This window comes from Coleofasciculus sp. G2-EDA-02, assembly GCF_040226375.1.
Lineage (GTDB): Bacteria > Cyanobacteriota > Cyanobacteriia > Cyanobacteriales > Coleofasciculaceae > Coleofasciculus.
The window spans coordinates 1-13,185 of the sequence record NZ_JAVKEW010000217.1; the positions used below are offsets into that span (position 1 = coordinate 1).

At 44.8% G+C, this 13,185-nt stretch carries 15 protein-coding genes and 2 pseudogenes; 13 read left to right on the forward strand and 4 right to left on the reverse strand.

Going from position 1 to position 13,185, the window contains the following annotated elements:
* The 4 genes and pseudogenes from RLO19_RS25400 to RLO19_RS25415 all read left to right on the forward strand — a co-directional run.
* A pseudogene (locus tag RLO19_RS25400) lies at window positions 1-314 on the forward strand (zinc ribbon domain-containing protein); the annotation flags it as partial.
* Window positions 315-531: 217 nt separating this feature from the next.
* Complete coding sequence (locus tag RLO19_RS25405) at window positions 532-1,698, forward strand: pyridoxal phosphate-dependent aminotransferase (protein WP_446360180.1); 1,167 nt, start codon at window positions 532-534, stop codon at window positions 1,696-1,698.
* A 217-nt stretch (window positions 1,699-1,915) separates the two neighbouring features.
* A complete protein-coding gene (locus RLO19_RS25410; protein WP_446360181.1) occupies window positions 1,916-2,404 on the forward strand; it encodes a universal stress protein in 489 nt (162 codons plus the stop codon).
* Between the two features lie 288 nt (window positions 2,405-2,692).
* Window positions 2,693-3,343 (forward strand): adenylate/guanylate cyclase domain-containing protein, encoded by a 651-nt coding sequence (locus RLO19_RS25415; protein ID WP_446360182.1) that lies wholly within the window; start codon window positions 2,693-2,695, stop codon window positions 3,341-3,343.
* On the opposite strand, the gene RLO19_RS25420 is transcribed toward RLO19_RS25415, so the two are convergent.
* Window positions 3,295-4,059 carry an RNA-guided endonuclease InsQ/TnpB family protein gene (locus tag RLO19_RS25420; protein ID WP_446360183.1) on the reverse strand — a complete coding sequence of 255 codons (765 nt, stop codon included), beginning with the start codon at window positions 4,057-4,059 and terminating at the stop codon, window positions 3,295-3,297. The genes RLO19_RS25415 and RLO19_RS25420 overlap by 49 nt on opposite strands.
* A 64-nt stretch (window positions 4,060-4,123) precedes the next feature.
* On the opposite strand from RLO19_RS25420, the gene tnpA reads away from it, so the two are divergent.
* Window positions 4,124-4,534 carry an IS200/IS605 family transposase gene (gene tnpA, locus RLO19_RS25425; RefSeq protein WP_446360184.1) on the forward strand — a complete coding sequence of 137 codons (411 nt, stop codon included), beginning with the start codon at window positions 4,124-4,126 and terminating at the stop codon, window positions 4,532-4,534.
* A 90-nt stretch (window positions 4,535-4,624) separates the two neighbouring features.
* Here tnpA and RLO19_RS25430 read toward each other — a convergent pair whose 3' ends face one another.
* On the reverse strand, window positions 4,625-5,041 hold the full coding sequence (locus RLO19_RS25430) for a Fur family transcriptional regulator (RefSeq protein WP_446360210.1): 417 nt from the start codon (window positions 5,039-5,041) through the stop codon (window positions 4,625-4,627).
* Window positions 5,042-5,232: 191 nt separating this feature from the next.
* Here RLO19_RS25430 and RLO19_RS25435 point away from each other — a divergent pair, with 191 nt between their 5' ends.
* Window positions 5,233-5,805 (forward strand): redoxin family protein, encoded by a 573-nt coding sequence (locus RLO19_RS25435; protein WP_446360185.1) that lies wholly within the window; start codon window positions 5,233-5,235, stop codon window positions 5,803-5,805.
* Window positions 5,806-5,902: 97 nt separating this feature from the next.
* Here RLO19_RS25435 and RLO19_RS25440 read toward each other — a convergent pair whose 3' ends face one another.
* Window positions 5,903-6,319 (reverse strand): hypothetical protein, encoded by a 417-nt coding sequence (locus RLO19_RS25440; RefSeq protein WP_446360186.1) that lies wholly within the window; start codon window positions 6,317-6,319, stop codon window positions 5,903-5,905.
* Window positions 6,320-6,527: 208 nt separating this feature from the next.
* On the opposite strand from RLO19_RS25440, the gene RLO19_RS25445 reads away from it, so the two are divergent.
* From RLO19_RS25445 to RLO19_RS25475, 7 genes and pseudogenes are all read left to right on the forward strand, one after another.
* Entirely contained in the window at window positions 6,528-7,376 is an 849-nt protein-coding gene (locus RLO19_RS25445; RefSeq protein WP_446360187.1) for an alpha/beta fold hydrolase, read from the forward strand.
* 248 nt (window positions 7,377-7,624) lie between these two features.
* Window positions 7,625-8,221: a hypothetical protein gene (locus RLO19_RS25450; RefSeq protein WP_446360188.1), complete on the forward strand. Its 597-nt coding sequence runs from the start codon at window positions 7,625-7,627 to the stop codon at window positions 8,219-8,221.
* A gap of 111 nt (window positions 8,222-8,332) precedes the next feature.
* A pseudogene (locus RLO19_RS25455) lies at window positions 8,333-8,515 on the forward strand (SPFH domain-containing protein); the annotation flags it as partial.
* Window positions 8,516-8,819: 304 nt separating this feature from the next.
* Window positions 8,820-8,969 (forward strand): hypothetical protein, encoded by a 150-nt coding sequence (locus RLO19_RS25460; RefSeq protein WP_446360189.1) that lies wholly within the window; start codon window positions 8,820-8,822, stop codon window positions 8,967-8,969.
* Window positions 8,970-9,274: 305 nt separating this feature from the next.
* Window positions 9,275-9,628: a type IV pilin-like G/H family protein gene (locus RLO19_RS25465; RefSeq protein ID WP_446360190.1), complete on the forward strand. Its 354-nt coding sequence runs from the start codon at window positions 9,275-9,277 to the stop codon at window positions 9,626-9,628.
* Between the two features lie 126 nt (window positions 9,629-9,754).
* Complete coding sequence (locus tag RLO19_RS25470) at window positions 9,755-10,255, forward strand: hypothetical protein (RefSeq protein ID WP_446360191.1); 501 nt, start codon at window positions 9,755-9,757, stop codon at window positions 10,253-10,255.
* Between the two features lie 72 nt (window positions 10,256-10,327).
* Window positions 10,328-11,827: a glycosyl hydrolase family 57 gene (locus RLO19_RS25475; protein ID WP_446360192.1), complete on the forward strand. Its 1,500-nt coding sequence runs from the start codon at window positions 10,328-10,330 to the stop codon at window positions 11,825-11,827.
* A gap of 275 nt (window positions 11,828-12,102) precedes the next feature.
* On the opposite strand, the gene msrP is transcribed toward RLO19_RS25475, so the two are convergent.
* On the reverse strand, window positions 12,103-13,086 hold the full coding sequence (gene msrP / locus RLO19_RS25480) for a protein-methionine-sulfoxide reductase catalytic subunit MsrP (RefSeq protein ID WP_446360193.1): 984 nt from the start codon (window positions 13,084-13,086) through the stop codon (window positions 12,103-12,105).
* Window positions 13,087-13,185: the final 99 nt, after the last annotated feature.

Genomic DNA, 13,185 nt, shown 5'->3' on the forward strand with positions numbered 1-13,185 from the left:
GTTGTCTGGTAGTTTGGCTTTCAAAGTAGATGCTCATTACACTTCTGTGGCTTGTCCGTGCTGCGGTCATACATCTAAAGAAAATAGACCCAACAAGGGTTTAACTTTTGTATGCCAGCAATGCAGTTATACTCTCCATGCTGATGAGAGTTGGTGCCAGGAATGTTGCGCTTAGAGTGTTGCTCTCTCGGCAAGACTGGGAGAGTACGGGGCGTTTTTCAGCCGTCCCTGATGCGTCGTCGGATGAAACCAAAGGCGAGCGCCTCTCCAGGTACTCGCAGTTGAGGTGGACGACAGATGCAATCCCCAACTGAGCGCGAAGCGACGCCTCAAGGCGAAGCTGAGTAAGTTGGGGTAGTTGAAGTAGTATATTTCCAAGAGAGCGTGTTGAAAAAGGTGTCTGCACAGAGGAGGGGCAGGTTGAGACATCGCTATCATGCCTTGAACCTTTCGCCTAAAATCCAAACCTGCCCTTACCCTAGCTTCTCAGGTGCTTTTCAAACACCGTCTAGTTGTTTAAGTTGAGTAAAAATGCAGTTAGCAGCACGAGTTGGTCAAGTCTCTCCCTCTCTCACCCTCGCTATTTCCGCCAAAGCCAAAGCGATGAAAGTCGATGGCTTGGATGTGTGCAGTTTCAGCGCCGGGGAACCCGATTTTGATACCCCGGCTCATATTAAGGCGGCGGCGAAACAAGCTTTGGATGACGGGAAAACCAAATATGGACCCGCCGCTGGGGAACCGAAGTTACGCCAAGCAATAGCGAATAAACTGCGCCAAGATAATGGGTTAGAGTACCAGCCGGACAATATCATTGTCACCAATGGCGGTAAACATTCCCTATTTGGTTTAATGCAAGCGCTGATTGAACCTGGGGATGAAGTGATTATTCCCGCCCCCTATTGGCTTTCTTATCCGGAAATGGTCAAACTGGCAGGGGGTACGCCGATTATTGTGCAAACGGATGCGTCAAGGGGTTATAAAATCACCACAGAGCAACTCCAGGCGACGATTACCCCGCAAACCAAGCTGTTTGTGCTTAATTCTCCCTCTAATCCCACCGGGATGGTGTATACCCCAGAAGAACTCAAATCCCTCGCCCAAGTGATTGTAGAACGGGATATTTTAGTCGTCTCGGATGAAATTTATGAAAAGATTCTTTACGATGGCGCTCAACATTTGAGTATTGGTGCTATTGGATCAGATATCTTTGAGCGCACAATTACCAGTAATGGGTTTGCCAAAGCCTACTCGATGACAGGTTGGCGTGTGGGGTATTTAGCGGGTGCTGTGGATTTAATTAAGGCAGTTACCACGATTCAAAGCCACAGTACCTCTAATGTTTGTACCTTTTCCCAGTATGGCGCGATCGCAGCCCTGGAAAATTCCCAAGATTGTGTAGAACAAATGCGCCTTGCTTTTGCTAAACGCCGACAAGTCATTTACGAACGCCTCAATAGCATTCCAGGAATTAGTTGCCCTAAACCCAATGGGGCGTTCTATGTATTTGCCGATATCAGCAAAACTGGACTTAAATCCCTGGAGTTTTGTAACACCCTTTTAGAAGCTGAGAAAGTGGCGACAGTTCCTGGTATTGCCTTTGGTGTCGATAACTGTATCCGTCTGTCTTATGCTACTGATATGCCAACTATTGAAAAGGGTATGGAGCGATTGGAGAAATTTGTTCGCCGGTTGAATTAATCATCGGGGAAGAGGGGGAGATGAGAGAGGTAGGGAAGATGAGGGAGATGGGGTGTTCCAGAGGTAACATGCTACATCTGGAACACTCAGGGCGGGTTTAATATCATTAAGGTGACAAAAAACGATAATAGTAAACCCGCCCCTAAACCCCTTAAAACTCAAAAATAAAAACTCTTTCCCTGTTCCCTGTTCTATTAAAAATTAGGAAGTAAAACTGATGACCTATAAAAGAATATTAGTAGCGCTTGACCATTCCTCTCAAACGGAGGGTGTCTTTAGCCAAGCCTTAGATATAGCCAAACAAGACAATGCAGCGTTGATGCTCTTTCATTGCTTACCTATAGAAAACCAAGGCGTGGGTTTTTATGGAGATATGTTTGGTAGAGAATTGATTGACTTCTCACGTCGTATGCAAGACAAATTGAAAAAGGAAAGTGATGAAACTCAGAAATGGCTAGCTGACTATTGTAAAAAGGCAACAGACAAAGGAGTGGCAACAGAATGGACGTGCAAAATTGGAGATGCAGGGAGTGCAATTCGAGACCTTGTAAACAGTTGGGAGGCTGACTTAGTTGTCATTGGTCGTCGAGGTCGTCGGGGTTTAACTGAAGTGCTTTTAGGCAGTGTCAGCAATCATGTTCTCCATCATGTTCCCTGCTCAGTTTTAGTAGTGCAAGGTGTGGCAACTGGAGCGTCAGAGAAATAGTTTATCATTGGTCATTGGTCATTTGTAAGAGCTTGAGGAATATTGACAATACCTAAAGTGGTTTATTGAATTACGTAGACCGATTACACCTCCTGATGATATTGTGATCTTGGCGGTCGATGATCAATCGTTGACCGCATCGCGATTACTCTAAATACTTTCTCGTACTTTACCACACTCTTTATTAGTGACCAAATTCAAAAACGCCGCTTCCGCAGTACATTAGAGCGTTATGTCGCCGCACCCGTTGTCCAGGAAATTCTCAAGCAGCACGATGATTATCAGGAATTGCTCAAAGGACGCAAATTAAAAGCCGCTATTTTATTCTCCGATATTCGCGGTTTTACCACCCTCTCCTCCCAAATCTCACCGGTACGATTAGTGCGACAACTTAATCGGTATCTCAATGACATGGTTGAGGTCATTTTAGATGCTGGGGGTACGGTGGATAAGTTTATTGGAGATGCGGTAATGGCAGAATTTGGTTGTCCGGTATCGGAGGGGGAAAAAACCGATGCGATGAATGCGATTCGTGCGGCATTAGGGATGCGAAAAGCCTTGCATCAGTTGCGTGAGGAATGGCGTCAGGAAGAACGAATCCCTTTATTTAATGGGATTGGGATTAATTATGGAGAATTGATTGCCGGGGATATTGGTTCTCAGCGTCGTCGAGAATATGCGGTGATTGGTGATGCGGTGAATGTGGCGAGTCGGGTGGAGGGTTTGACGAAAAAATTTGGCACAGATATTTTAATTACCGATTCTCTTTATCAGGTTGTTAAAGATGAGGTTGAGGTGATCCCAGTGGGGGAAGAAGAGGTGCGAGGGCGGTCGGGGACAGTGAAATTATATAGTTTAATTGGGTGGAAGGGAGAGTCGCCGCAATTGTATCAGCAGGTGCAGAGGGATTTACAGGAGTTTTTGCAGGAAAAAGAGTGAATGAGGAAGCACCACAGAGGCACAGAGGACACGGCGGATTTTGTGGTTTTGACATTCTGCGCTCTTTCATAGGCGCAGATTCTTGCATCAGATAGACCAAAGTCTAATCCAAGTGCTTTTCTTGGGTCTAACTGATAAGATTTAGCCTGCATTGGATAGACAAATTCAGCATAAAATGCACCATTTTTCGGAAGAATCCGAATCTCTCTAATTGCCTTCCAGTCGAGGTTAGATGGCATTGGCAGAAAGAATTCACTGATTCCAAACCATGCTTTTACCTGATTGCCCAGAGGGAATCGAATCATTCCATCACTCAACTTGAGCCATCGTTTTGGATAAGTAACTGTGAACAACCCTCCTGATTTTCGGTATTTTGGTGGCTTTGGTTTTTGTTCTAATTCTCCCTTCTTGGCTTTAGCTAACAGCCCCTTAAACGACTTAAACGCTTCACCAACATTAATGCAAGTTTGCTGCATTGAACTTGCGTATCCCGCATTAAAATGACGATTTGTTTTCATTTCAGCCGTGAGGTCGAAACCACTAACAATTTTTCCGGTTTTAAACCAAATCTGACGCGCATAGTACACGGCGCAGTTATACAGGTTGTTTGACTCAGAACAAAGATACTCAAGAATTGCCTGAGTGTCTTTGTCTGATTTGATTAGAATCTGCTGACATCCGAACAATAAATTCACCTCTTTTTTGTTGATAAACAATTGACTGTCTGTAGTTCTAATGCTAGCTTACTTGGTAGATACCTGTCAACCTGTCAACCAAAAAATGAGAAAAGATTCTATAGGATATAGACACAGCAACCATTCTGTTGGATTAGCTACGGTTCACCTTGTTTGGATACCTAAGCGTAGAAAATCGGTTTTGATAGGAGACGTAAAAACTCGACTATCTGCAATCCTAGATTCAGTTGCTAATGACAAAAAATGGATGATCAAGGCTAAGGAAATTGCACCAGACCATGTTCACTTACTTGTTGAGTATGACGAACAAACACCCATCTGTGAAGTTGTCAGGGCTTTTAAGGGACGCAGCTCTAAACTCTTGAGAGATGAGTTTCCACACCTCAAAAAACTTCCCTCCCTTTGGACTAGAAGCTATTTCTATGACACATCTGGAAAAGTCAGTACATCTCATGTGATGGCGTACATCAATGACCCACATCATGCCCGACATTAGAAGGAAATACGGCGGCTCAAGCCGCAATGTCGCTTTAGAGCCCCGACTTAAAAGATCGGGGCTACCAAGCTCCGGTTATTTACGTGTTAGTTATTGACAGTGATCACAGACCCCATACACCGTCACCTCATAGCTTTCACCTTGCATACTAGAAGGTAGGCGGTTCAAGTCAAGGGGCTCAAATGTATCCCAAGGAATATCCTGAATCGTACCGCAACAGCGACAACGAAAATGATGGTGGCGAGCGACATTTGCATCGTAACGACAGATGCCCTCTTCTAATAAAACTTCCCGCACCAGTCCCACTTCCCGGAGTGCTTGTAGCGCACTATATACAGTGGCTTGGGAGGACGTAGGTCCATGGCGATTGAGATCACTGAGGATTTGATCTGCTGTCGGGTGATCATAACGAGTCAGCAGATTGGCATAGACAGAAAATCGCTGGGGGGTAACCCGCAACCCCTTAGATTTCAATAGTTTAACGACGTCTTCTGCTTGCTTCTGCATGGCATTAACCGTTTTCATAAGCAGTTCCTTAATTATAACACTCTTTTGTAGGAGTTATAGTTGTCTAGCAGTTAAGCTAAAAAGTAAGTAATTATAACTATTGACACATTCTTAAATAAGAATTATTCTGATTTATAGTTAGATATAGCTAAAGCAAACAAAAATCTAGTCGTCTGTAAAACGAGGTAAATATGGGAGTTATCGAGCATGTACCCGACGTTGTTTTCAAGACTCGCGTGCGTGATGAGTCTGTAGGTGGTCCGAATCCCTATCGTTGGCAAGATCGGACAACCCAGGAAATCTTTGGTGGCAAAAAAGTTGTCGTGTTTTCGTTACCGGGTGCATTTACACCCACCTGTTCGTCCAACCACCTACCCCGCTATGAGGAACTCTATGACGAGTTCAAAGCACAGGGTATTGATGAAATCATTTGCCTGTCGGTGAATGATGCCTTTGTCATGTTCCAGTGGGGTAAACAGCAAGGCGCTAAGAATGTGTTATTGCTACCGGATGGCAATGGTGACTTTACCCGCAAGATGGGAATGCTAGTCGATAAGTCGAATCTCGGTTTCGGGATGCGTTCTTGGCGCTATTCGATGCTGGTGAACGACGGCAAGATTGAAAAATTCTTTGCAGAACCTGGTATCGTTGACAACTGCCCAGATGATCCCTTTGAAGTCTCCGATGCCGATACGATGCTCGCATACCTGAAGGGAAATGAATCCGCAGGTGTATCTGATCCGCGTATGGCATTTGTTGGCTAATTTCAACCACCATGGGGGTACGAGATGTCGTGCCCCTACGGTTTGTGTCCGATGGTGTTGGGTTTCCAGCCGTTTTTCCACCCGACACCCGATTTCATTAGTTGAATAACTCAAAGACTTGTCTGCAGAAGAGTTTAAGCTTGTCATTCACCTCTGGCGCGGGCTGATAATTACCGACACATTGCCAATTCTCAACTGTCGAAAGTCGCCAAGCTTCTCCTTGATGATTAAATCCTGCGGCATCTAAACCGATCAATCGATGAGACTTGTCTAAGGGATCTTGATAAAACCGAATTTGTAGTAAAATACTGCGGCTTTGTAATTTTCTACTCCATCCAGGAAAGTGAAAACCGATATCTATTGAGTCGGGATCAACCAGATTGCGAGTATCTGGGTCATTTTGCCAAGGGTTCAAGTCCGCCTTGGCATCAGGGAACTGTGACTTAAATAAGTTGACAATCGCAGCAATTTTGGTCGTTACCTCTAAACCAGTGGCTTGTTCAGCGGCATTCATTACTAAACCTCCTAGGGTTAACGTTTATTTACCAGGTTGCTTAATTATTTATTACAATTAGCGAGTCAAGTTGGCTATCTGTTTAGCAGACCGGGGATATGTTGTGATTCGTTGACAATTCCCGGAGATGGGAAATTAGGGGTAAAACTTGCTCAAAGGTCTACAGGGCGGTAAGCTCAAAGCACGGTCAAGGTGTAGGAAAAAAAGCGTGTCCATTCAGGAAAATTCAATTCAGGTCGGGTCGCTACAGTGGTTTTATCGGGAAGCAAGCCCGGTTAATCCCAGTACAAAACCCCCTCTACTGCTGCTTCATGGTTTGCCATCCCAGAGTTACTCATGGTCAGCGCTGATGCCCGATTTAGCCGAGAAAGGATTCCGTGCGATCGCGCCAGACTGGATTGGTGCTGGTTTATCAGCTAAACCTGATCGTCGAGAGTTTGCCTATACGCCAGATGCTTTTATTAAAGCCCTAGCCGAATTTATCCAACATCTGCAAATCGAGCGATTTTACCTGGTTGTCCAAGGGTTTCTCGGTTCAGTGGGACTGCAATACGCCTTACGTTACCCCGATCAGGTTGAACGCTTAGCCATTCTCAACACCCCTGTCTCATCTGCGACTCAGTTACCTTGGAAGATCAAGCAATTGGGGTTACCCTTTATCGGTGATATGTTGACCCAAGACCCCTTGTTGGTCGATCGCACCTTAGAAGGGGGTAGCCGCTATCGAGTGTCAGATAAAGATTTAGATGTATATCGCCGTCCCTTTCTCACCAGTTCTGACGCAGGGCGTAGTCTGCTGATGACGGTTAAGAACCTGCAACTTAAACCGTCCATGGCAGAAATTGAAGCTGGGTTTCGCAACTGGAATCAACCCACCTTAATTTTATGGGGAATCAAAGATCCCTGGCTTCCCTTTGTCCAAGTCCAAGAATTTGCCAAAATGCTCAAGAATGTGGAACTGGTACAGCTAGAAGAAGCGGGACATTATCCCCAAGACCATTGGTCTGAGAAAATTAGTAACAACCTGCTGCTATTTCTGCGCCGCCAACCTGTTTGAATACCGACGGGTGTGACACAGCTAAAATGATGGAAGAGATTTTACCATTGAATTGGGCGCAAGACGAGGCGCCCCTACAATTATAATCCACCCAATTAGCTGTGCCACGCCACTATGCTTCCGGTGAAAAGCTAGATGAACACACGCACCCAACCAAATAGTTTATGTTTTGCGACGCTAGGATAATACATTGATTGTAATGCCATGAATTAGTCATTCGTCATTTGTCCTTTATCAAAGGTGAGTTTATGCTGAACTATCACGCGATCGCGCTGGTTCGTAGTTGCGCTTTAGCGCCGATTCTATCCCTAGTTTTGTTCAATTTAACTAGCTGCAACACCCAACAATCCCAACCCCCTAACCCAAAACTAATCGCCGTGATTGAAGTGATGCAGGAAATAGAGACTCAATCAAAAGCAGACGGAGGAATCAATATTAACAAATTGATTCCGTTAGTAGAACATGTTGATCGTTCTGTCAAACAGCTTCCCAATGATACGAATCCTAAAGTTATCAAACTTTTACAAGGTTCGGCTGAGGCTTACAACTTAGCTATTGATTACTGGCGTTGTGACCAAGAATCATCCTTAAGCACAGCAAACTATCAATGTAAAGATGCCGTACTTCAGGACATTACCACCCAGTTTCCCTTACTCAAGAAAAATCTCGATCACCAACTCGCCGAACAAAAAAATCCGCCGCCGCATATCAGTCTTCTATTTGAAAATAGTCAAATGTTCACATTACTGCTATTGCAGGCAGAAGTAAATCGCATTGATGCCCAAACCATTCTGGCACAAGCGACGACAAAGTCAGCCTTTATTCCTCATCGATCTCTGTTCTGATTAGGGAGCGGCATTGTACTTTGCCTATTAGAATTGTTTCTACCAAAAGCCTTCAGCAAAAAATTCAGACTTGTGCCTCTGTCAATGGGTATTATTTCCCTAATCGTCGGCACTGAAGTGAATGAAATGCTCTTGCGGGAATTGGATATTGCCACAGCACCATGGGGAGTTAAGGTAACGCGGGTAGAATTGCGGGATATTGTTCCGTCTAAAACCGTGCAAGGGGCGATGGAATTACAGATGTCAGCCGATGAGTTCTCAAAGTTTTCAGTCATAAACTCCGATAACCACCAGGTTGAATGAGGATGTTGAGTCAAATCCATTATCCTCATCCTAATGCACATTTGTGAATCTCTCTACACAAAACCACTACTGTCTATATCCTCCGATTACAACAAAAATATAGACATGATGTATTAGGCTATGGATTCCTATCTCGCGATCGCGAGATGGTTCATCTCAGAGAAGGAGAACAATGATGCATTATCAAAAACAGATTGATAAATCCCCAACACGCTTATCTCGTCTCAAGTTTTTCCATAGTACAGATGCTCTAAGCTTACACAGATGAACCAGACGGTAGTCTGGATGAAGGACAATGAATGAACATCATTATTATATTGGTTTACTACTGATTTTGCTGGTATTCGGTTTTGAACTCCTGATTCAGCCAACAGATATGAACACCGGACAACGAGTGCGATCGCGTTCGTCTCTTCAGGAAGATAGTTTGTTAGTTAGTCGTTGAATGGAATCGGATGAATAAGCGTTACTACAGGAGTTTAGGGTTGAGTCTATTCCTCTTATGTGTTGCACTCCTGCTATGGACAAGTTTTAACCTCACTCTCGGTATTGAATCCCAATCCGTCGCGATTTTGATCAACACTCAACAGGATTTATAGTATGGAAAAAAATGATACATACACATCGATTGCCTGTGGATGCTTATGGATGTTGATCATCATGTCTAGCCTAATCTTCATTCTCCCATTGTTCAATCATTCTTGTAGCGATAAAGCTAGACAAGCAGAAGGAAGATAATATGTTGGCTCAATGAATCGTGCCCAGCAAGCTTACTATTTAGCTAAACAAAAATTTAGTAGCAATATTCCTGATCTAGGTTTTGGTATTCAGACTGAAACGCTAAACTATCTCCTATCAACTCACAGCAGTGGAAATGCTGCATTTAACTATGGAATATCTCGTCATGACCAAGTTCCGAGTTATGTCGGTGCTGTTTTTGCTGTTCCCGCAACTGACGTTAATTCTGAGGCGGTATCAGATGAAATAACGACAGTTGCTATTCTGTGTGAAGCGGATACACCGGGTTCAATCAAACCTACCACACCTACCTATCAAAATGGTGAACTGTCTTGCGGTGAGGGGACAACCGATTTATCCAGATAGGAATAGATTTAACAATCCTCAAACTACTTAATTAATCTAGGGTTACTTACATCAAATAAGGTATTTATGGAAGGGCGCAAGCCTTGCGCCCCTACAGTTTGATTATTAAATTAGGACTGATGAACTATGGTTATTTTAGAAAAAACATCAACTCAACTGAAACTCCGACACCGCCCCTATTTTATTTGGAAACTTTCCGGATGCTTAGTGTTCAGCGTTCCTTTGCTTATGGTTCTTGGTCGCTTCGTCTTCCCTTGGATTATTTATATGTTAGGCTTATATTTATTGTTCGCATTTAATATAATTTTGAGTCTGGTATTCCTCCTTTTTTACGGCAGGGTTTTCACGTATCACTTTGATAAAGATACAAACAGTCTATTCATCAAACGGCGGGGATTATTTAAAACGCAAGTTACCTTGTATCCCCTTAGCGATATTTTCCAGATACAGGTGAAATCCACAAGCTGGAATCAGGATAAGATGGCGCACTATAAAATCGCGATTATTTTGAAATCGGGTAAGCACTTGTTTATCCAATCGGGAGAAACATCAATACAGCAAAAGCTGGAGACAGTCAACCTCATTCGCCAATTCCTCGGTATACCACCGCAAAAATTAGCAGATTGATCTCTGTTGTGTTTCTGCCTTCTTAAAACCTTCGTGTATGCTAGCAATAGCACAATCATCGAGGAAAGGATCATGAGTGCAGTAACCTCAAGCCCGAATCAACCCGCTTTAGCAGAATTACAATCAGGATTACCCACTATTTGTGGGTGGGAAGAAAACATTCGGGCAGTGGTGCAACAAGACGAACCTGTATTTTTGCCCACAACTAATCTGCGCCTCGAGGATATCACTTCAGGATTCGCTTGCGCCTTACACATGCACCAACCCACGATTCCGGCGGGTGCGAATGGTGAATTGATTAGCAATCTTCAATACATGTTTGAACATCCCCAGGAAGGGGATAACCACAATGCCGAACCCTTCGCTGGTTGCTACCGTCGTATGGGTGATTTTATTCCCCAACTGGTTGCTGAGGGGTGCAATCCTCGGATTATGCTGGACTATTCGGGTAATTTGTTGTGGGGATTCCAGCAAATGGGGCGGGAGGATATCCTGAATAATCTTAAGCGGATTACCTGCGATCGCGCTTATCAGCCTTATGTGGAATGGCTGGGAACGATGTGGAGTCATGCGGTTGTTCCCTCTACCCCAATTCCAGATATTAAACTGCATATTCAGGCATGGCAACATTATTTTGCCGCTATTTTTGGCTACGATGCACTAAAGCGAGTCAAAGGCTTCTCTCCACCAGAGATGCATTTACCCAATCACCCCGATAGTTTGTATGAATACATCAAAGCCCTGAAAGACTGTGGCTATCGCTGGTTGATGGTGCAGGAACATTCTCTGGAAAATTTGGATGGTTCGGGATTGTCACAGGATCAGAAATATGTCCCCAATCGTTTAGTCGCTCGCAATTCCCAGGGAGAAACAATTAGTATCACAATTTTGGTTAAAACGCAAGGATCAGACACCAAATTAGTGGCACAAATGCAGCCCTATTTTGAGGCAAAGGGGCGGGGTAAGCAGTCAATTGGCAATCATTCTATTCCCTCCTTAGTCACGCAAATTGCCGATGGGGAAAATGGGGGCGTGATGATGAACGAATATCCCCGTGATTTGTTTCGCATTTACCATGAAATCCGCGACCAAGGGGGCGGAAAAACAGGTGTCGTGCCAATGAATGGGACGGAGTATTTAGAATTACTTGAAGCAGGGGGTGTTAATCCAGAGGACTACCCTCCTTGTCAAGCCGTTGGTCAGCATAAAATTTGGCAACGAGTTGATTTGGATAACATTACACCCGACGCGGTAGCAAATGCGATTGCAGAATTGACAGCCACGGATCATCAATTCCATGTCGATGGGGCATCATGGACGAATGATTTAAGTTGGGTTAAAGGCTATGAAAATGTATTAGAACCCATGAATAAACTTAGTGCGGCGTTTCATCTGAAATATGACCCCTTAGTGCAGAAAGATCCCTCCGTGACTAAGCGGAGTGATTATCAGCAAGCGTTATTGTACACGTTGTTACTAGAAACCAGTTGTTTTCGCTATTGGGGACAAGGAACCTGGACAGATTATGCCCGTGAACTCTACCAACGTGGTGAAGCAATTATTCGGGATTAGTCATTTCCCTCGGCTCCCTCGTTCCCAGGCTCAGCCTCCCTCGTTCCCAGGCTCAGCCTCCCTCGTTCCCAGGCTCAGCCTGGGAATGCTCATCTTGAGGCTCTGCCCTCGTTCCCAGGCTCAGCCTGGGAATGCTCATCTTGAGGCTCTGCCCTCGTTCCCAGGCTCAGCCTGGGAATGCTCATCTTGAGGCTCTGCCCTCGTTCCCAGGCTCAGCCTGGGAATGCTCATCTTGAGGCTCTGCCTCCCTTTCTAAGCGCCAGGGACAGCTAAATTTAAGCATACAACTGTGCCACATATTCCCCATACCCGTTATAGGGAAGCGTTTCCCGTCTTTCCCAGGAAAAATTAGGTCCTGCACCAACAAACTTTTCCGTCGCTTGGGACCAACGAGGGTGTGGCACATCCGGCTCTACATTTGCCTCAAACTCGTACTCGTAGGGAATTAACGTATTCCAAAATGTCGCCGGTTGAGTCTCAACAAATTCAATCTTGACAATAGACTTAGCCCCCTTAAACCCATACTTCCACGGCACAACCTCTCGAATCGGTGCCCCATGCTGTTTGGGCAGAAAATGACCATAAATCCCCAGGGCAAAAAATGCCAAATCATTCGCCATTTCCTCTACCGTTAATCCTTCCGTGTAGGGCCAAGGTAGTTTACCACTAAATGACCACGCCGGACCGATTCTAATTTGAGGATTGTCGTAAGATGTAAATCGAACAAATTTCGCTTTAGACGTGGGTTCAACATCTGCCATTAATAATCGCATCGGAAATCCCAGCCATGGCAATGCCATTGACCATGCTTCGACACAACGGAAGCGATAGATGCGTTCTTCCAGGGGGAATTTTTTACGTAAATCGTCTAAATCGTAGGTGCGGGGGTTTTTCACCAATCCTGTAACTTCAACCGTCCACTCATCTGTGGGTAAAGCTTGCGCCGCTTGCCATATCGATTTGCCACTGCCAAATTCATAGAAGTTATTATATTGTCCCGCCAGTAACTCATTGGTGATGGGACGCTCAACGCTGGCAAATGCGGGATTGGTGTTAAGAGGTTTTACCGTCGGTTGATTTAGGGTAGCGGCTAGGGCTTGATTGGTTTCTGAATCGGCGGCGGATTGACATCCCAGGATGGGGAGAATACTCGCACCGACTAGGGTTTTGAGAAAGCGACGCCGATTGAAGTAAACGGCTTCGGGGGTGATTTGGTTTTCGGGAATTTCCCAGGATTGGGGAACGCGGATAAGGGTCATTGGGAAACAATATTGACGGCGCGGCGGCGTGATTTAAATAACGCCTGTATGAAAATATTAACCTGTTTTAGCGTCTAACTGAAGAGGCTGGGTTCAGAG